13 protein-coding genes and 1 tRNA gene are annotated in these 16,986 nt (G+C 71.3%); 7 read left to right on the top strand and 7 right to left on the bottom strand.

What is annotated here, in order from left to right:
* Positions 1-74 precede the first annotated feature (74 nt).
* Positions 75-1,625, top strand: a complete 1,551-nt coding sequence (locus OG715_RS12185; RefSeq protein ID WP_323182114.1) for a putative Ig domain-containing protein — start codon at positions 75-77, stop codon at positions 1,623-1,625.
* 90 nt (positions 1,626-1,715) lie between these two features.
* Here OG715_RS12185 and OG715_RS12180 read toward each other — a convergent pair whose 3' ends face one another.
* From OG715_RS12180 to OG715_RS12165, 4 genes are all read right to left on the bottom strand, one after another.
* Positions 1,716-2,591 carry a ribosome-inactivating family protein gene (locus tag OG715_RS12180; protein ID WP_266268686.1) on the bottom strand — a complete coding sequence of 292 codons (876 nt, stop codon included), beginning with the start codon at positions 2,589-2,591 and terminating at the stop codon, positions 1,716-1,718.
* Between the two features lie 42 nt (positions 2,592-2,633).
* On the bottom strand, positions 2,634-3,551 hold the full coding sequence (locus tag OG715_RS12175; RefSeq protein WP_266268684.1) for an aegerolysin family protein: 918 nt from the start codon (positions 3,549-3,551) through the stop codon (positions 2,634-2,636).
* 113 nt (positions 3,552-3,664) lie between these two features.
* On the bottom strand, positions 3,665-3,907 hold the full coding sequence (locus OG715_RS12170) for a hypothetical protein (protein WP_266268683.1): 243 nt from the start codon (positions 3,905-3,907) through the stop codon (positions 3,665-3,667).
* A 214-nt stretch (positions 3,908-4,121) separates the two neighbouring features.
* Positions 4,122-4,487, bottom strand: coding sequence for a hypothetical protein (locus OG715_RS12165; protein WP_266268682.1), 366 nt, complete (start codon positions 4,485-4,487; stop codon positions 4,122-4,124).
* Between the two features lie 163 nt (positions 4,488-4,650).
* On the opposite strand from OG715_RS12165, the gene OG715_RS12160 reads away from it, so the two are divergent.
* From OG715_RS12160 to OG715_RS12150, 3 genes are all read left to right on the top strand, one after another.
* Positions 4,651-6,009, top strand: coding sequence for a helix-turn-helix transcriptional regulator (locus OG715_RS12160; protein ID WP_266268680.1), 1,359 nt, complete (start codon positions 4,651-4,653; stop codon positions 6,007-6,009).
* A 538-nt stretch (positions 6,010-6,547) separates the two neighbouring features.
* Positions 6,548-8,185, top strand: coding sequence for a serine/threonine-protein kinase (locus tag OG715_RS12155; RefSeq protein WP_266268679.1), 1,638 nt, complete (start codon positions 6,548-6,550; stop codon positions 8,183-8,185).
* 29 nt (positions 8,186-8,214) lie between these two features.
* Positions 8,215-9,861 (top strand): serine/threonine-protein kinase, encoded by a 1,647-nt coding sequence (locus OG715_RS12150; protein ID WP_266268678.1) that lies wholly within the window; start codon positions 8,215-8,217, stop codon positions 9,859-9,861.
* A 24-nt stretch (positions 9,862-9,885) separates the two neighbouring features.
* Here OG715_RS12150 and OG715_RS12145 read toward each other — a convergent pair whose 3' ends face one another.
* Complete coding sequence (locus OG715_RS12145; RefSeq protein ID WP_266268677.1) at positions 9,886-10,764, bottom strand: helix-turn-helix transcriptional regulator; 879 nt, start codon at positions 10,762-10,764, stop codon at positions 9,886-9,888.
* 160 nt (positions 10,765-10,924) lie between these two features.
* Between OG715_RS12145 and OG715_RS12140 the strand changes: the two genes are divergently transcribed.
* Positions 10,925-11,674, top strand: a complete 750-nt coding sequence (locus OG715_RS12140) for a dienelactone hydrolase family protein (RefSeq protein WP_266268676.1) — start codon at positions 10,925-10,927, stop codon at positions 11,672-11,674.
* A gap of 624 nt (positions 11,675-12,298) precedes the next feature.
* On the opposite strand, the gene OG715_RS12135 is transcribed toward OG715_RS12140, so the two are convergent.
* Positions 12,299-12,416 (bottom strand) — tRNA-Arg (locus tag OG715_RS12135).
* Between the two features lie 497 nt (positions 12,417-12,913).
* Between OG715_RS12135 and OG715_RS12130 the strand changes: the two genes are divergently transcribed.
* Positions 12,914-13,522: a hypothetical protein gene (locus tag OG715_RS12130; RefSeq protein WP_266268675.1), complete on the top strand. Its 609-nt coding sequence runs from the start codon at positions 12,914-12,916 to the stop codon at positions 13,520-13,522.
* Between the two features lie 379 nt (positions 13,523-13,901).
* On the opposite strand, the gene OG715_RS12125 is transcribed toward OG715_RS12130, so the two are convergent.
* A complete protein-coding gene (locus OG715_RS12125; protein ID WP_266268674.1) occupies positions 13,902-14,930 on the bottom strand; it encodes a helix-turn-helix domain-containing protein in 1,029 nt (342 codons plus the stop codon).
* A 587-nt stretch (positions 14,931-15,517) separates the two neighbouring features.
* Between OG715_RS12125 and OG715_RS12120 the strand changes: the two genes are divergently transcribed.
* On the top strand, positions 15,518-16,942 hold the full coding sequence (locus OG715_RS12120) for an NF041680 family putative transposase (RefSeq protein WP_266268673.1): 1,425 nt from the start codon (positions 15,518-15,520) through the stop codon (positions 16,940-16,942).
* The last annotated feature ends 44 nt before the right edge of the window (positions 16,943-16,986 follow it).

The raw sequence follows: 16,986 nt of genomic DNA, 5'->3' as shown, positions 1-16,986 counted from the left end.
GTGACCATGGCACTTTCGTGCGGCGCGGGCGTCCGCAACCGGTCGTACGCCCCGCATCCCCCACAAGGAGAGCCATGCTCAAGAGACTTGCCGCCGCGTCCGCCGCGAGCGCTGTCATCGCCGGGGTCCTCACCTCCGTGGCAGTCGCCCCCGCGCAGGCGGTACAGGCCGGTGACCTGGCGTCCACCATCGCGCTGAGCAACTGCTCGGCCTCGCTGGTGCGTTACCCCTCGTCGGTCGACACCGACCGGGCCCTGATGCTCACCAACGGCCACTGCCTGCCGACCATGCCCCCCGCCGGCCAGGTCATCCAGAACCAGACCGCCAGCCGCAGCGGCACCCTGCTCAACGCCTCCGGCGGCTCGCTCGGCACCGTGCAGGCCGACAAGGTGCTGTACGCGACGATGACCGGCACGGACGTCGCGCTGTACCAGCTCACCGACACCTTCGGGTCGATCACCTCGAAGTTCGGTGCCACCGCGCTGACCATCAACGACACCCACCCGGTCGACGGTTCGGCGATGTACATACCGTCGTCCTACTGGAAGCAGACCTGGAACTGCTCCGTCAACGGCTTCACCGACCTGCGCGAGGACGCCTGGAGCTGGCGCGACTCGATCCGCTACAGCGCCGGCTGCAACACCACGCACGGCACCTCCGGCTCGCCGATCGTCGACGCCGCTACCCGCAAGGTCGTCGGCATCAACAACACCGGCAACGACGACGGCCAGATGTGCACCCTCAACAACCCGTGCGAGGTCGCCGCCGACGGCACCACCACGGTGCACCAGGGCCAGAGCTACGGCCAGGAGACCTACTGGTTCACCACCTGCCTGGGCAACGGCCGGGTCATCGACCTCAACGTCAGCGGCTGCCTGCTGACGAAGCCCGCGGGCAGCGGTTCCGTCTCGGTCGCCAACCCGGGCAACCAGTCGACGGCGGTGGGCGGTTCGGCCAACCTCAAGATCACGGCGAGCGGCGGCTCGACCCCCTACACCTACTCGGCGACGGGCCTGCCGGCCGGTCTGTCGATCAACGCCTCCACCGGTGTCATCAGCGGCACCGCGAGCACCGCGGGCACCTACAACGTCACCGTGACGGCGAAGGACGCGGCGAACAAGACCGGTAGCACCAGCTTCACCTGGGTGGTCTCCGGCGGCGGTGGCGGCACCTGCACCCCGGCGCAGCTGCTCGGCAACGCGGGCTTCGAGACCGGCACGGCCGCGCCGTGGACCACCTCCAGCGGCGTCGTCGACAACTCCTCCTCGCAGGCCCCGCACGGTGGCACCTGGAAGTCGTGGCTGAACGGCTACGGCTCCACCCACACCGACAGCCTCTCGCAGACGGTCACCGTCCCGGCCGGCTGCAAGGCGACCCTGAGCTTCTACCTGCACATCGACACCGGCGAGTCCGGCACCACGGCGTACGACAAGCTGACGGTCCAGGCCAACGGCACCACGCTGAAGACCTACTCCAATGCCGACGCGGCCGCGGGCTACCAGCTGCGCACCTTCGACCTGTCCGCCTACGCGGGCCAGTCGGTGACGATCAAGTTCAACGGCACCGAGGACTCCTCGCTGCAGACGAGCTTCGTGATCGACGACACCTCGATCGCCACCAGCTGACGCCGGGTTCGCGAACCGACGGCGCGGCCCCTCGGAGCGCACTCCGAGGGGCCGCGTCACGGGCGGTGGCCGGTCGCCGCGCGGTGCCGGTCAGTGCGTGTTGCTGTTGAGCATCGACATGTAGCCGGCGCCGTGGGCGAAGCCGTGCAGATCGACGCCGCCCAGTCGGACCGAGGGCGTGGTGTTGTTGTTGCGGGCCCGGTACATGTAGCCGGAGCCACGGCTCCAGTCGTTCTCCTCGGCGGCTTCCTGGGCGTTCAGCTGGGCTTCGCCGCCGAGGCCCTGGTTGACCCGCGCCTCGATGTTGCGGAAGCGGCTCGCCTCGGCGAGGACGGCGATCGCGGTGACGAGGGAGCCGCGGATGTCGAGGTCGGTGCGGACGTTGGCCGCGTAGTTCCACAGTTCACTCATCGCGTTGTTCAGGCTCGCCCGGCTGACCGACACCTGGCGCCGGGTGTCCGAGTGCTCCAGGCTGTGGTTGCCGCCGTAGCGGCCGTTGAAGTTGAGCCGGGTGGCGTTGCGACCCAGGGCCTGGCCCAGGTCGTAGGGCGCGTCGGGCTCGTTGGCGAACTGGACGACCACCCCGGCGTTTCCGGTGGAGAAGCCGCGCAGGTAGAGGTTGTCGGCGGTGAGGTAGAAGGTGAGCGTCCGGGCGGAGTTGCCGCTCGTGAACTGGACGTTGACGGCGATGACCTCGTTGGTGCGCGGGGTCTCCCAGACGGTGCCCTCGCCGCCGTTCCCGCTGATGATCGGACCGATGTTGTGGATCGACCGGATCATCTGGGTGTACGAGTTGCGGAGGTCGTTCGTGTTGCCGCTCCGCAGGTCCCAGTTGATGGTGTGGACGGGGACCTGGAGGATCGAGACCTGGCCGGCGCCGGGCTGCGGCGCGACGGCTTGGGCGGCCGGTGCCACGCCGGCGAGCAGGGGGAGGCAGAGGAGGGCGGCGGTGAGTGTCCTGCGCATGGGGATTCCTTCGGGTTGTGAGGGCGACGGGGAGGCCGGGGCTCAGTTGACGGTGAAGCTCACTTCGGCGTTCTTGCCGCCGCCGCCGGCGGTGGCGCAGCTGTGGCCGGGCGGGACCTCGCAGCTGTAGCTGTTGGAGCCGGCGAAGGGGTTGTTCCAGCGGAAGGTGACCTTGCCGCCGCCGGAGAGCAGGTACTCGGCGCTGCCCTGGGTGCCGGTGGCGAACCCTTCGGACTCGCTCTGCCAGCGGGCCCGGTCGCCGTTGTTGATGGCCGACGGGGGCAAGCTGTTGCCGGTCCAGATGCCGCCGTCCAGGCCGGCGCCGATCCGGCCGAGCAGGGCGCCGGAGTAGTTGTAGACGTTGACCTTGACGCTGCGGACGGGGGTGACGGCAGCGGTCAGGTCGGTGTCGGCGGCGGTCTTCGCCGCGAAGGCGGAGGGGCCGCCGGTCAGGGTGAAGGCCACGTTGGCGTTGTTGCCGCTGCCGCCCGACCAGTCGCACCGGTAGCCCGAGGGGGCGTCGCAGCTGTAGGAGTTGCGGCCGGAGTAGGGGTTGTTCCAGCGGATGGTGACCGTCTTGTTCGAGTCGCCCGCGAAGCGGTAGACGGTGTAGCCCTCGGTGCCGGTGGCGAAGCCGCAGGACTCGCTCTTCCAGGTGGCGGTGACGGTCTTGGCGATCGCGTCCTGCGGCAGGCCGTCGCGGGACCAGCAGCCGTGGGCGAGGCCGGAGTCGGTGCGCTGCAACTGCTGGAGGGTGCTGTTGTGGAAGGAGACGCCGGTGCTGCGGGCGGCCTCCTGGATGGTGACGGCGCCGGTGGCGGGAGCCGCCGCGACGGTGGTGGACGACGGCGCGGCGGGGGCGGCCTGGGCGGCCGGGGCGAGAGCGGCCGCACCGCCGAGGAGGGCGGTGAGGAGGGCGGCCGAGGCGGTCCAGCGGGCCCGGTTAGCTATCGTGGGCATGACAAGTAATCCCTTCGGGGATGGGGAGGAGGGCCTGGAGGGTGAGGAGGGCCTGGAGGGGGAGGGGGTGGCCGGCGGGCGGCCGCGGAGTCAGCGGCGGTTCGGCGCGGCGGTCACTCGACGTACCAGAGGTCGAAGCTGGTGCCGAGGTTGTTCGGGTTGCACTCGAAGCGGCTGTACAGGCCCAGCGCGATGCTGAGCGAACCGGCCTGGTTGCACTGGGCGTACGTCCCGTAGTGGCCGCCGTAGACGCGGTAGTCGTTCGTCTGGGCGCTCGCGGCGCCGGTGGCGACCGCCACCAGGGCGACGGCGGCCCCCAGGGTGGCGGCCAGTCTGCGGACCGGGATTCCGCGCATGCCGAAGGTCATGGTGTTCCTCTCGTCGAAGGGTGCCCGGGGCGTTGTCTCCGTGCGCCCCGGGGTGTGATGTGTGCGCTGCGCGCGATGTGCGTGATGTGCGTGGTGCGCGTGCTGTGCGCCTGGTCGGCGCCGAGACCGGGGTCGGGCCCGCATCCACCCAACCGGCGACGGATGGCACCCGTCGCCCCCTCACCCGGTCTCCCGGGTGGCTCTAGTCGAGCGGCTTGCGTGGGCACCACGAGTCGCCCCAGGCGGTCGTCACGGTGCACTGCCGGTCGGAGTGACCGCCGCCGTTTCCGCCGCGGCCGTCGAGGTCCAGGAGGTCGCCGAGGTCGCCGAGCTTGCCGGGCTTGCCGGGCTTGCCGGGCTTGTCGGGCTTGCCGGGCTTGTCGGCGTTTCCGGGCTTGCCGTCATCGGCGGGCTTGCCGTCGCGGGTGCCGTGGTGGGCGCTGCCGGGGGCGGCGGTGACCGCCGGTCCGGGGCCGGAGTCGGCCGCGAGGGCGGCGGCCGCGCCGCCCCACCACGCGCCGGTCCCCAGCACGACCGCGACCAGTGTCCGCACCACGATTCCGCGCATGACGTCAACTCCCGTGAAATAGCCCTCGGTCCAATGCCGGCCGGTCCCCACCACCCTCTGGAGCGCCGCCCCGGCCGTGGTCATCACCCTGCCAGTCGGCGGATGGTCCGGGCACCGTTCGCCAGGGATCATGAGCCTGCCAGGCACTTTTAGGAGGCATGCGATGGAAGCCGAGACCGAACAGGCGGCCGACGCCGCGGCCACGATTCCCGGCGTCGACAGCGTGGCCGTCACGCTCTACCGCTGGACGGTCGTCCACGGGCGGCTGACCCCGGCCACCCTGGCGCAGGCCGCCGCCGAGACCGGGATCGGCGAGCCGGACTGCCGGCGGGCGCTAGCGGCCCTCACCGAGGCCTGTCTCCTCCAGGCCGTTCCCGCCGCCGTTCCCGCCGTCGTCCCCGATGACGGCCGATCGGCCGGTCCGGGGCCCGCCGGTTCGGAGCCCGTCGGCTGGCAGCCGGTGAGCCCCCAGGCCGCCACCGCGCAACTGCTGTCCGACCGCGACACCGCCCTCCGCGCCCAGGAGGAGGCCCTGCGCGCCCAGCGCCGACGCATCCAGCAGGAGCGCGACGGCCTGGCGGCGCTGGTGCCCGTCTACCTCCAGGCGCGTCAGCACGCCTTCCCGCAGGGCACCATCGACCACCTGCCGGACAAGTTCGCCGTCCGCGCGCTGCTCTGCGACGTCATCGACTCCTGCCGCAGCGAGGTCCTGGTCTCCAAGCACGGCGGCTCCTTCCCACCGGCCGCGCTGCGCGAGGCACTGCCCCGGGACCTGGCCCTGCTCGGCCGGGGCATCCGGATGCGCAGCCTCTACCAGCACGCCACCCGCTTCGACCAGCCGACCCGGATGCACGCGGAACAGCTCATCGGCGCGGGCGCCGAGGTCCGCACCCTGCCCGAGGTGCTGCCCCAGATGATCATCGTGGACGGGGCGCTGGCGCTGCTCCCGGCCCGCTCCGGCGGCGCGCTCGTCATCCGGGAGCCCGACCTGCTGGCCTACCTGCTGGACGTCTTCGCACGGGACTGGGAGAACGCCACCCCTTTCGCGACCGGACCGCAGGCCGCGCACGACATCGCCGTGACCGTGAAGCAGAGCATCCTCGTCCTGCTCGCCAAGGGGCTCAAGGACGAGTCGATCGCGCGGCGGCTCGGGATCTCGCTGCGCACCTGCCGGCGGCACGTCTCGGAGATCCTGGAGGGACTCGGGGCGCACAGCCGGTTCCAGGCCGGTGTTTTCGCCGAACGCCGGGGGCTGACCGCCCACCCGGCACCGGCACCGAAGCCCTCCCCGGACGCGCCCGCGCCCACATGCGCGTCAGAGCCCGCATGCGCGTCCGAATCCGCGGATCCCGCCGTCGAAGCCCGCTGCCCCGCCTGCGGTGCGTCGCTCGCCCAGCAGCAGCGCCCGAACGGCAGGCCGCCCACCTACTGCTCATCCCGCTGCCGCTCCCGCGCCTACCGCGCCCGGGGCAGGGACCGGGCGCCCGAGTCCGTCACGAAACCCGCCGACGCCGTCACGTAACCCGACCGGCCCGACTCCGGAGGGTCAGGATCGACCGGGGAGGGGCCGCGGTGGCGCAGGAAGTCGATCCCGCCGACTTCCTGCGCCACCCTTCCTTGCCTCCGCGCCGCCTTGCCTCCTTGCGCCCTTGCGTCCGGGGCGGGCAGGGGGCCGTGTCCAGCGCGGCGAGCACGGCGTGTTTCTCATACGGCCCAAGCTACGTGTGTGTACGCCCGTTCGGCGGTCGGGCTGGCTCCCGTGTTGCGGCGGGGGACAACCCCCTTGTGGCAAGAGGTAGTTGGATAGTGGCTCAGATGGGTGGAGGCGATTGCTCTCGGTAATTTGCTGAGGTAACGCGTTTGCACCTTGCTGCTCCCCGCACACGCGGGGACGGTTCCTCCTCTGGCACCGCAAGTCGCTGGTGAGTCGGCTGTTCCCCGTGCGGGTGGGGTCGGGTGGGCCTGCGGTGCCGGTGGTGGGGCATCGGTATGATCCGTCGCATGCTGGCGGTGGGGGGCATGTCAACGTGGAAGGTCTAGGGCCGTACGGTCCCGCGCAGGTGGGGCCGTTCAGGGTGCTGGCGGTGCTCGGGCAGGGTGGGATGGGCCGGGTGCTGCTGGGGGTCGCGCCGGACGGGCGGCCGGCGGCGGTGAAGCAGGTGCACGCCGAGTTCGCCGGGGACGACGGGTTCCGGGTGCGCTTCCGGCGTGAGGTGGAGGCTTCGCGGCGGGTCTCGGGTGCGTACACGGCGGCTGTGATCGCTGCCGATCCGGAGGCCGAGACGCCCTGGCTGGCCTCGCAGTTCGTGCTGGGACCGGCGTTGAACGAGGCGTTGCGGGCGGTCGGGGCGTTGCCGGAGGAGTCGGCGCGCCGGTTGGCGGCCGGACTGGCGCAGGCGCTGATCGATGTGCACGGGGCCGGGTTGATCCATCGTGACCTCAAGCCCTCCAACGTGCTGCTCGCCGAGGACGGCGTACGGGTGATCGACTTCGGGATCGCCAGGGCGGCCGAGGGCCAGGACACCAAGCTGACCCGCACCGGTGCGATGATCGGTTCGCCCGGCTTCATGTCGCCCGAGCAGGTGGAGGGCCGTGAACTGACGCCCGCCAGTGACGTGTTCTCGCTCGGTGCGACGCTCGCGGTGGCCTGTGCCGGTCGCCCCGCCTTCGCCGGGGAGTCGTTGCCGCGGGTCCTGTTCGCCGTCCTGCACGCCGAGCCGGAGCTGAGTGGGGTTCCGGTGGGCCTGCGGCCGTTGGTCGCGGCGTGCCTGGCGAAGGATCCGGCGGCCCGGCCGACCCCGCACGCGGTGCTCGCGGCGCTGGGGAGGATCACGCCCGCGGCCCGGCCGTGGCCCGAGGCGGTGCACGGTCTGCTCGCGGTGCAGCGGGCGGAGGTCGCCCGGCTGATGGGGGGCGGTGCGCCGTCCGTCGTCGCGTCGGTGCCCACGCGGACGGCGCCGCAGCCCGCGCCCGTGCTGCCGCCTCCGACCGTGCCGCAGCCCGCGCCCGTTCGTCGGCGCCGACGCGGCAGGAGGATCGCGCTGGCGGTGGGCGCGACGGTGCTGGCGCTCGCCGGAGTCGCGGGCGGGCTGGTCGCCACCGGGGTGGTGGACCTGGAATCCCTGCGCCCGGAGGCGGTGCCCACACCCGGGAACGTCCCGCTCGCGCAGGTCAAGGACAAGTACGCGCCGGCGGTGCCGACCTGCGTGGACGCCCGCAGGGTGACGGCACCACCGGAGTTCTCGCTGCCGTGGGGCAATCCCGGGACCTGGGAGTACACGGACACGTACGGGAAGGCCCCGGAGAAGTCCTGCGAGTGGAACACCCGCAGCGGTGACCAGATCAGCATCGTCTGGGACGTCTTCCCGAATGTCCCCGGCGGCGTGAGCGGTGCCGTGCGGGCGAAGGAGCACTACGAGGGCCTCTACATCGGTGGTCACACACGCGTGGCGGACCCCGGCTATGCGGAGGAGGCGTTCTGGCTTCCGGCGAAGTCTCTCCACGAGGACAACTGCGTGCTCTACGTCCGGGACGTCAACCTGTACGTGTTCCTCGCGGTGAGGGGCGCCGCCTACCCGAAGGGCCAGTGCGAGGAGACGACCAGGACGCTCGCCGTGTCGGCGGTGGAGCTGGCGAAGTACGTGACGGCGAACGGCGCGTCCCCGGACATGTCCGCCACCACACCGGCGTTCAAGTGACGGGGCCCGCGAGCCCCTCGGGGAGCTCGATGCGGCCGCGCCGGGAGTCCGATCCGGCCGAGGTCGGCCCGTACCGGGTCTTGGCCGAGCTCGGCCGCGGCGGGATGGGCCGGGTGCTGCTGGGTGCGGGCCCGGACGGGCGGCTGGTGGCCGTCAAGCAGGTGCATGAACGGTTCGCCGCCGATGACGCGTTCCGGGCCAGGTTCCGGCGCGAGGTCGCGGCCTCCCGCCGCGTGTCCGGCGCCTACACGGCGGCCGTGATGGACGCCGACGTGGAGGCGGTGACGCCCTGGCTGGCCTCGGTGTTCGTGGTCGGCCCGTCGCTGGCGGACGCGGTGGAGTCCGGCGGGCCGCTGCCCTCGGACGCCGTGCACGGGCTCGCGGTCGGCCTGGCGACGGCCCTGGTGGAGATCCACCGGGCGGGGCTCATCCACCGCGACCTCAAGCCGGGGAACGTCCTGCTCGCCGAGGACGGCGTGCGGGTGATCGACTTCGGGATCGCCCGCGCGGTCGAGGAGGACGCCGAACTCACCCACACCGGCGGGGTGATCGGTTCGCCCGCGTTCATGTCCCCCGAGCAGGCGGAGGGGCGGGCCCTGACCCCGGCGAGCGACGTGTTCTCGCTCGCCTCCCTGCTGGCGCTGGCCCTGAGCGGACGCAGCCCGTTCGAGGGGGCGTCCGCCCTGCGCACCCTCTACAACATCGTGCACAGCGAGCCGGACCTCGGCGGCGTCGCGCCGGAAACGCGCCCGTTCCTGGAAGCCTGCCTGGTCAAGGACCCGGCCGCGCGGCCGACTCCGGCCCGGCTGCTCGAACTCCTCGGCCCGGTCGCCCCGGCCGCCCGGCGCTGGCCCGCCGCGGTGCACACGATGATCGCCGCGCAGCAGGCGGAGGTCGACCGGCTGCTGGCCGATCCCGGCCGCACCCTGGTGCTGCGCGCGGTCGCGCCGGAGGTCGTCGTTGTTCAGCCCGAACCGACTGCGCTGCGCACCGTCCTGGACGCTTCGGCCACCGGTTCCGGTGACGCTCGCGCTGCGGTCGACCCTACGTCGGCACCCGCACCGGACCCGCCCCGTCGGCGCCGTCGGCCCACCGCCCTGGTGACCACCGTCGTGCTCGCGCTGGCCGGTTTCGGCGGCGGCGGATACCTGCTGCTGCACGATCCGAACGGCGGGGGAGCGGGTACCGGCCCGGCCGCCGCGGACAAGTACCTGAAGGCGCCGATCTGTTCGGAGGCGGCCCCCCAACTGCCGCTGCCCGCCGAGCAGCGCCGGACGGAGTACGACCGCTACTTCGAGCAGACCACCAACGCCGAGACCCAGTGCGCCTGGTACGGCTCGTACCTCGCGGTCGACGGCGCCCGTTACTGGGAGCAGACCGCGGCCGCCACCGTGACCTGGAAGATCCGGCGCACCTCCGGCAGCGACAACGGCACCCGGGTGCAGCGGAAGGACTTCGGCGACTTCGCCAAGGGCAAGCGGAACGCCCCCGGCATCGGCGTGGGGGACGACGCGTTCTGGGACGAGCCCGGCCGGGGCGAGAGCTGCTCGCTCGCCGTCCGGGACGGCAACGTCTGGCTTTGGGTGGGCCTGGGCGGGCCGGACCACCCGGCTGAGAGCTGCGAGGCGCAGGCGGCCGAGGTCGCGCGCACGGCGCTGGCGGCGATGCCGCACTGAGCGCGCGCAGTCGTGTCTTGCTGTTCAGGCGTCCTGGGGTTGGCGGGCGGCCGGGACCGTCGAGTCCGTGGCCCAGGTGGTGAGGAGGTGCAGGGCGGCCTCGGTCGGGTCGTTCGGGACCGGGGTGAGGGTCACCAGGCGCTGGCGTTCCGGGCCGGAGAGGTCGAGGGTCTCGTAGGTGAAGGTGAGCGTCCCCACGGCCGGGTGGCGGAAGCTCTTGGTGCCATGGGTGCGGACCTCGACGTCCGCGCGGGACCAGAGCCGTTGGAAGGTGTCGCTCTCCGCCCGCAAGCGGTCGATCAGCCGGGCGAGTCGACGGTCCTCGGGGTGGCGGCCGGCGGTGGCGCGGAGCTGGCCCACCGTGTCGGCGGCGAGCCGGTCCCACTCGACGTAGAACTCCCGGGCCTCCGGGGCGAGGAAGAGGAACACGGCCAGGTTCCAGCTGCCCGGCGCGGCGGACGCCCCGTGGACGAACAGCCGCTTGGCGACCGGGTTCAGCGCGAGGACGTCCAGGCGGTCGCTCAGCACCATCGCCGGGACCCGCACGTGCTCCAGCAGCCGCACCAGTTCCGGGCGGGCCGCCACCACCTGGTCCGACTCGGGCCCACTGCTGGGGTGGACCTTTCGTCCCGGACGGGCGAGGCGGTGCAGGTGCTCGCGCTCCACCCGGTCCAGGCGGAGCACCTCGGCGAGGGCGTCGAGGACTTCGTCGGACGGGTGCTTCGCCCGGCCCTGTTCCAACCGCTGGTAGTACTCGACGCTGATCCCCGCCAACTGCGCCAACTCCTCGCGCCGCAGACCCGGCACCCGCCGCCGTCCGCCGCCGCGCAGCCCGGCGCTCTGCGGGGTGATCAGCGCCCGGCGGGCCTGGAGGAAGTCCCCGAAATCATGGTGATCGTCCATGCGGGCCAGTATGACCGGTGCCGGACAGCCAGTGCCGAGGGTGGCCCTGGCAGTACCCGTATCAGCGGGGCCTGGGCGGTCGGGCGCGGCCCCGACAGGCTGGGACGTGTTCGAGGGGGCCCCGGGCTCCCGCACCGCCCCACCTACTCAGGGACAACCCATGTGCCACCCCACCGACAGCCGCCCGCCCGCCGCCCCCGTCGTCACCGGGGCGGTCGCCGAGGAGGGCCGGCTGGAGATCACCGCGGCCGACGGCAACCGGCTCAACGCCTTCCGCGCCGCCCCGAGCGTCCCCAACGGCCGCAGCATCCTGCTGCTCCCGGACCGGCGCGGCCTGCACCCCTTCTACGAGGACCTCGCCCGCCGCTTCGCCGAGGCCGGGTTCCACGTCATGGCCTTCGACTTCTACGGCCGCTCGGCCGGCCTGACCCCCAGGGACGCCGACTTCGACTGGGCGGTCCACATGCCCCTGCTGGAGCCCGCCCACGTCGAGGCCGACGCGGCGGCGGCGCTGAGCAAGCTGCGCGAGTGGAGCGACGCCCCGGTGTTCGGCGTCGGCTTCTGCCTCGGCGGCTCCTACTCCTGGCGCCTGGCCACCACCGACCTCGGCCTGTCCGGCGCGGCGGGCTTCTACGGAGTGCCGCGCTTCTTCGGCGACCGGACGGAGCAGCTGACGGCACCGCTGCTGATGCTCCTGGCGGGCGAGGACGTGGTGACGACGCGGGAGGAGTTCGCGGAGTTCACGGCCGGTCTTGAGCGCGCGGGCAAGGAGTACGAGATGAAGGTGTACGAGGGCGCCCCGCACTCGTTCTTCGACGACAGCGAGGAGGACTGGGGCGATGTGTGCGCGGACGCGTGGCACCGCCTGCTGGCTTTCACGGGGGTGCGGCTCGGCGAACCGGCTGCGTGAGGTGAGCTGGTTGGTGAGGCCCGGCCCGCCGAGGCCAACTCGACCGGCCGGGCGGGGTAGTTCGGGGGCGTAGGCTTCCGAGGTAGTGATGGCGATGAAGGGGATGCGCCAGATGTCCGAATTTCAAGAAGTTGCGACATCCGGCTCCCTTGTTGTCTGAACGCGCAGGTCACGAAGTCTGCTCCCCGCATGCGGGGTTGGCCCTGAAGAGCACCAGGGAGAGCCCGAACTGGGCTGCTGCTCCCCGCATGCGGGGTTGGCCCCGGCGGCATCGACGCGGGGCGCAGCCGGTACGAGCTGCTCCCCGCACACGCGGGGTTGGCCCCGGCGCGATGTCGATGACCGGCGTGCCGTCGACCTGCTCCCCGCACACGCGGGGTTGGCCCCGCCCCACCGGTGTTGCGGTGGGCGGGGACGGATTGTGGCTTTGGGCGCCTGCGTGGGAAGTCGGATACGCCGACTTCCCACGCAGGATGGTGGGACGAAGGGCCCGCGTTCCCGTGGGCCGGGTTCCGGGTTTTGGTTCGAGTTGCCCGGCGAAGGAGACGCGCGGGCCCCAATCGCTCGCTGTGGACCTGCACCGGCGCTGCAATAGAGGCGTTGGACAAGTTCCAGGGTCGGCTGCGGTGCCGACGGGATTCGAACCCGCGGACAGATAGGGACAGGCCCGTCCGTCTCCGTCAGTCGACGTGAGCGGGACCTCGCCCACGTCGATCGCAATGGGCCGCTCTGCCACGGCACCGCAGCCTGAGGGAATGCGCGCTTTCCCGTTCCGGGACACGGTAGCGGGACGGCCTTGGCGTAGCGATTCCTTATCCAGCAGCGACACCTGCTGCCACAGAACCACAGGAGTTGAGCCAGGACCCGGTCGGGCGGCAGTTGGCCACTGACCTCGGCGTTTCAAGGTGCTGGTGTTCGCTGGGCGTCGGTCTGTCGCGCCGCAGTGAGTTCTGTGGCGTCTTCGAGGGCCTGCGGGTGTCGTGCAGGCCGCAGGGACCGATGTGGTGGAGCACGGTGGGCCGCATGGTCCAGCCGAGCCGTCCGCCGATCTTCTGACGATCGGCTGGGCGCGCGGCCAGCTGCTGTGCTGGCACCGAAGAGCGACCCGCTCCCTGTCCTCAGCCTGGCAATAAGAAGACTTTCTGTGTTCCGCCAATGCGCAGCCTCCCGCTGCGGGATCGTTGTCCACGAGGCGCGGCGAACGGTCGTGCCGACCAGGCCGACGATGGAGGGCCGTCGATGGCTGAACGGGCAACATGGACCACGGACGAGTTCGGGTCCTCGCACGAAGGCTCTATCGGCTTACTCCTGCCCGACGGCACTGTTCCCGAGCCTGCCTTCTTTCCGCTGTCGTCCGGAGCGGGTGGGCAGACCACCTCGGAGTGGAGCGTCTACGACGGCCGCTTCAGCCTCACTCCCAAGGCGCACGCCCTGCGCGCCGTGTGCTCGTGCGGCTGGACCGGAACCGAGTACCCGCTCGACTGGGCGAAGATCGGCGAGCAGAACCTTCGGGTAGCTGCCCGGGACCTCGCGGAAGAGTGCGAGTCGGAATGGTGGGACGGACACACCACCACGGTGGAGAAGTCGGCCGTTGCCGTCCCGGAGGACATCACCGACCTGTTGCGCCTCGTCTCGGAGAAGATCGAGAAGTTGGCCCAGCAATCGCCTCTGGCGGCGGTGAGAGCCGCCCGCCTGCTGGAGGTGACCGCGGTCCGGTCCTCGTACTGGCCGGCCCACGATGTGCGGGCGAAGACGAGCCCCGAAGAGGCCGGCGCCGCACTCGGCCTCAACGAGGACGACACCCTGCACCTGCTCGCCCGATTCGGCAACTGGAGTCCGTACCAGTGAAGCTCCGGCCCTGCCGGGATCGATTCTCCGGCAGGCGTTGACTGGTGCCCGGGTGCATCGGGCCTTTGAATTCCTGCGCAGGAAGTCGGATGCGCCGACTTCCTGCGCAGGGTTGGTGAGGTGGGTGACTCTCGCGCCGGAGGTTCCGGTTCGAGTGCTGCCGGGCCGCTTCGCGCGTGGCGCGTAGAGACCTCCGGTGGGACCGGCTGTTCCCCGCACGCGCGGGGGTCGTCTCTTGAATCCCGGGCCGTGACGGGGGCCTTGACGCCATTCCTTAGGGATACGAAGCCCGACTGCGGAGAACGGCCTCGGTCTGATGGGCGAACTCCGCAGGACCGGCCTCTCCTGGTGGAGCTACCGGACACGCCGCACCGGGGTGTCAGACTCGGTATTCCCGCACTGCGATGTCCTTCGACCGCCACGGCTCGGGTGTCTCCTCGGCGTCTGCGAGCCGTTGGACCCATGCGAGCTGGCTGTCGAAGTACTGCCAGTACGAGGTGCCCTCTGCTGCGCCACCCTTGTCGAACGTCATGATCGGGCCGTCCGTGCCGCGCTTCCCGTGGCCGTACAACATGACCCGGATGCTGTCGTCACACCGCTCCATCGCGAAGCTGCAGGGGAAGTTGTAGAGGTAGATCCTCAGGTCACCGCCTGCCCGCTTGGCTGCCTCGGCGAGTGGCCGGAGCACTTCCCGCTCGTACCGTGCGGGGTCCTCCATCGCGGCTTCGGCCGGCTCCAGCCGGTACCGGTCGCGTCGGCTGTCGCAGTGCGGATCCATGATGAAGATCCGGACCGGCACTTCGCGCGACTTCGATGTAATGATCGGCATTATCTCGTCGGAGCCGTAGAAGTTCCTGGTGAGGCCGAACATCACGATGCGCTCGCGGGCCCCGCGAATCCGCGTGATGAGGTCCGCTTTCGACTCGACGTTCGTGAGCGGGAAAAGATCCGTCAGGCCGGCCTGTTCGAGGTGTCCCAGCATTGCCCCAGAGTAGTCACGGCCGTACCCCAGGCGGTCGGGTCGGGTGCCGTACACACGGCACAGGTAGTCGATACGCTCATCGGACGGGCGCCTCGACCCGTGTTCCCATCGGCACAACTCGGCGTCCGCGATGCCCGGTCCGAGCAGGCCGTCCGCCTCGTACGCCAGGTCGAGCCGGGTACTCAGCTCGCTGCGGCTCCAACCGTGTGCCCACCGGTGTGCCTCCAGCGGATGCACGTCGGGCAGGTCGGCGAGAATTCGGGCGGCGATCTCGTGCGGGGTGAGCCCGTCACGGATGCCGCGGAGCCGGATGGCGCGCGCGTCCCGGTCGGCCTGACGCCGAGTTGCTCGGTCCACTCTGGGAGTTGACGTCGTCACAGATTCATAGTGGCGCATGGCGCCTATGGCTGTGGCGTGCTTGCGCATATTGCGATTGCCCACACCTCCCGATGCTAGGTACATGCCCAGCTCAGAGGAGAAGCCGTGACCGCCATCCCCCCGTCCGATCCCGGGCACCGACCGCTCGTGCGCATGGTCGCCCGGCAGGCCGGGGCCCGGCTCACACAGGACCAGCGAGACGGTCGGGCCTGTGTGAACTGCCGTTCCCTTAACGGTCTGAGAGAGGCCGGGCACGTGGTGGACGGCGGCCTGAGGTACGCCGTGCGGGTCTGCCGGTCCTGTCGCCCGTACGCGGCGATCCTCGCGGCCGCTCCAGCTCGGGATTGAGCGCCCCCGCCGGTGAGCCTGGCATCTTCCGCAGACCCACCCAGTGGGGTGCCGACGGTCGCGCGGGCGCAGCTCTGGCTGTGTTCACGAGAACGGACGGCAGATGTTCACCACTTCGGGAGGCATCACTGTCCGCCCTGTTCGATTGCGGCAGTTCCTCAGCTTGGCGTTTAACCTCGCAGGTCACCCGACCTGCTGATCTGCGGTTCTTCCCGGGACAGCGGAGGCGGCCGTTCTCCACGCTTCGAGATGTCGAGTCACGAAGCACGAGAGAACGGCCGCTGCCTATGAGTCTCCCGGTCGATGCGCCCGAAAGTGCGGCATTGGACGTCTTGTCCCGCTTTCGGGTCGAGTTCTACGACTGTCTTTACGCCCGCCAGGACGCGCTCTTCGAGCTCACCGACGCGGTGCTGTGTACGGACGGGCCGGTGAAGACGCTGGTCGAGCTGTCGCTGGCCATCGAGCATCGGCGCGGGCACGGAGCCCTGTACGCCGCGCTGGACCGGGGTTGGTGCGAGCCCGCCCGCCTGCGCCGCACCCTGGCCGGCCTGCCGCTGCCCCGCGCGGCCGACGGGCGGATCGTGCTGGCCGTTGACGTGAGCAACTGGCTCCGGCCCGACGCCCCCACCAGCGACGACCGGCTGTTCTGCCACGTCTACGGGCGCGGGGGCCGCAGCAAGGACCAGTTCGTGCCCGGCTGGCCGTACTCCTTCGTCGCGGCCCTGGAGACCGGCCGGACTTCCTGGACCGCGCTGCTGGACGCCGTGCGCCTCGGGCGGGCGGATGACGCGACCGCAGTCACCGCCGACCAACTTCGCGACGTGGTAACCAGGTTGAGACAGGCCGGGCAGTGGCACGACGGCGACCCCGAGATCTGGGTCGTCATGGACTCCGGCTACGACGTCGCCTACCTGTCCCACGCCCTTGCGGACCTGCCGGTCGTGCTGGTCGGGAGACTGCGCTCGGACCGCGTGATGCTCCGCGACGCCGGGCCCGCCCGCTCCGGCCCGAAGGGCGGCCGGCCTCGCAAGCATGGCGGCGTCCTGTCCTTCGCTCGGCCCGACAGCTGGCACGAACCCGAGATCACCACGGCCACCGACACCACCCGCTACGGCAAGGCCGAGGCGATGGCCTGGGACCGGATGCACCCCCGGCTCACTCACCGCGGCCCCTGGCTGGACCTGGCCGAGGAGGAACTGCCCATCCTTCACGGTACGTTGATGCGCCTCAAGGTGGAGCGCCTGCCGGGCGACCGCGACCCGAAGCCGGTCTGGCTCTGGGTCTCGTCAACCGCCGCCACGCCGGCGGACGTGGACCGCTGGTGGCAGGCGTTCCTTCGCAGATTCGATCTCGAACACACCTTCAGGCTGATGGAGCAGACCCTCGGCTGGACCGCTCCGAAGATCCGCCACGCCGACAGCGCCGACCTGTGGACCTGGCTGGTCATCGCCGCCCACACCCAGCTCCGTCTCGCCCGCCCGCTCGCCGAAGACCTACGCCGCCCCTGGGAACGGTCGCCTGGGCCCCGCCGTCTGACCCCCGCCCGGGTCCGGCGCGGGTTTCGAAACATCCGCGCGACCGCGGCGAGGCTGTCGCACGGCTTCCCCCGTCCGCGAGTCAAGAGCGATTCGATGTTCGGTTCAAGTCGTCGTGGGGACGTTGGAGTCTGGATCGGTGGGGCGGAACTTCCTGCTGTGCGACCGCGAACGTGATCTTGAGATGCCGAAGAGTGCCCGGGAGTGGCTGCCGCCAGGGC

The sequence above is a fragment of the Kitasatospora purpeofusca genome, assembly GCF_036010405.1.
GTDB classification, from domain to species: Bacteria; Actinomycetota; Actinomycetes; order Streptomycetales; family Streptomycetaceae; genus Kitasatospora; species Kitasatospora purpeofusca.
This window is presented reverse-complemented; position numbering and strand designations above follow the sequence as displayed.

Coding starts and splice junctions, on each gene's coding strand:
- OG715_RS12125 (WP_266268674.1), bottom strand. CDS start 14,930: ATGCGCAAGCACGCCACAGCCATAGGCGCCATGCGCCACTATGAATCT.
- OG715_RS12140 (WP_266268676.1), top strand. CDS start 10,925: ATGTGCCACCCCACCGACAGCCGCCCGCCCGCCGCCCCCGTCGTCACC.
- OG715_RS12185 (WP_323182114.1), top strand. CDS start 75: ATGCTCAAGAGACTTGCCGCCGCGTCCGCCGCGAGCGCTGTCATCGCC.
- OG715_RS12145 (WP_266268677.1), bottom strand. CDS start 10,764: ATGGACGATCACCATGATTTCGGGGACTTCCTCCAGGCCCGCCGGGCG.
- OG715_RS12170 (WP_266268683.1), bottom strand. CDS start 3,907: ATGCGCGGAATCCCGGTCCGCAGACTGGCCGCCACCCTGGGGGCCGCC.
- OG715_RS12165 (WP_266268682.1), bottom strand. CDS start 4,487: ATGCGCGGAATCGTGGTGCGGACACTGGTCGCGGTCGTGCTGGGGACC.
- OG715_RS12120 (WP_266268673.1), top strand. CDS start 15,518: ATGAGTCTCCCGGTCGATGCGCCCGAAAGTGCGGCATTGGACGTCTTG.
- OG715_RS12150 (WP_266268678.1), top strand. CDS start 8,215: ATGCGGCCGCGCCGGGAGTCCGATCCGGCCGAGGTCGGCCCGTACCGG.
- OG715_RS12160 (WP_266268680.1), top strand. CDS start 4,651: ATGGAAGCCGAGACCGAACAGGCGGCCGACGCCGCGGCCACGATTCCC.
- OG715_RS12130 (WP_266268675.1), top strand. CDS start 12,914: ATGGCTGAACGGGCAACATGGACCACGGACGAGTTCGGGTCCTCGCAC.
- OG715_RS12180 (WP_266268686.1), bottom strand. CDS start 2,591: ATGCGCAGGACACTCACCGCCGCCCTCCTCTGCCTCCCCCTGCTCGCC.
- OG715_RS12175 (WP_266268684.1), bottom strand. CDS start 3,551: ATGCCCACGATAGCTAACCGGGCCCGCTGGACCGCCTCGGCCGCCCTC.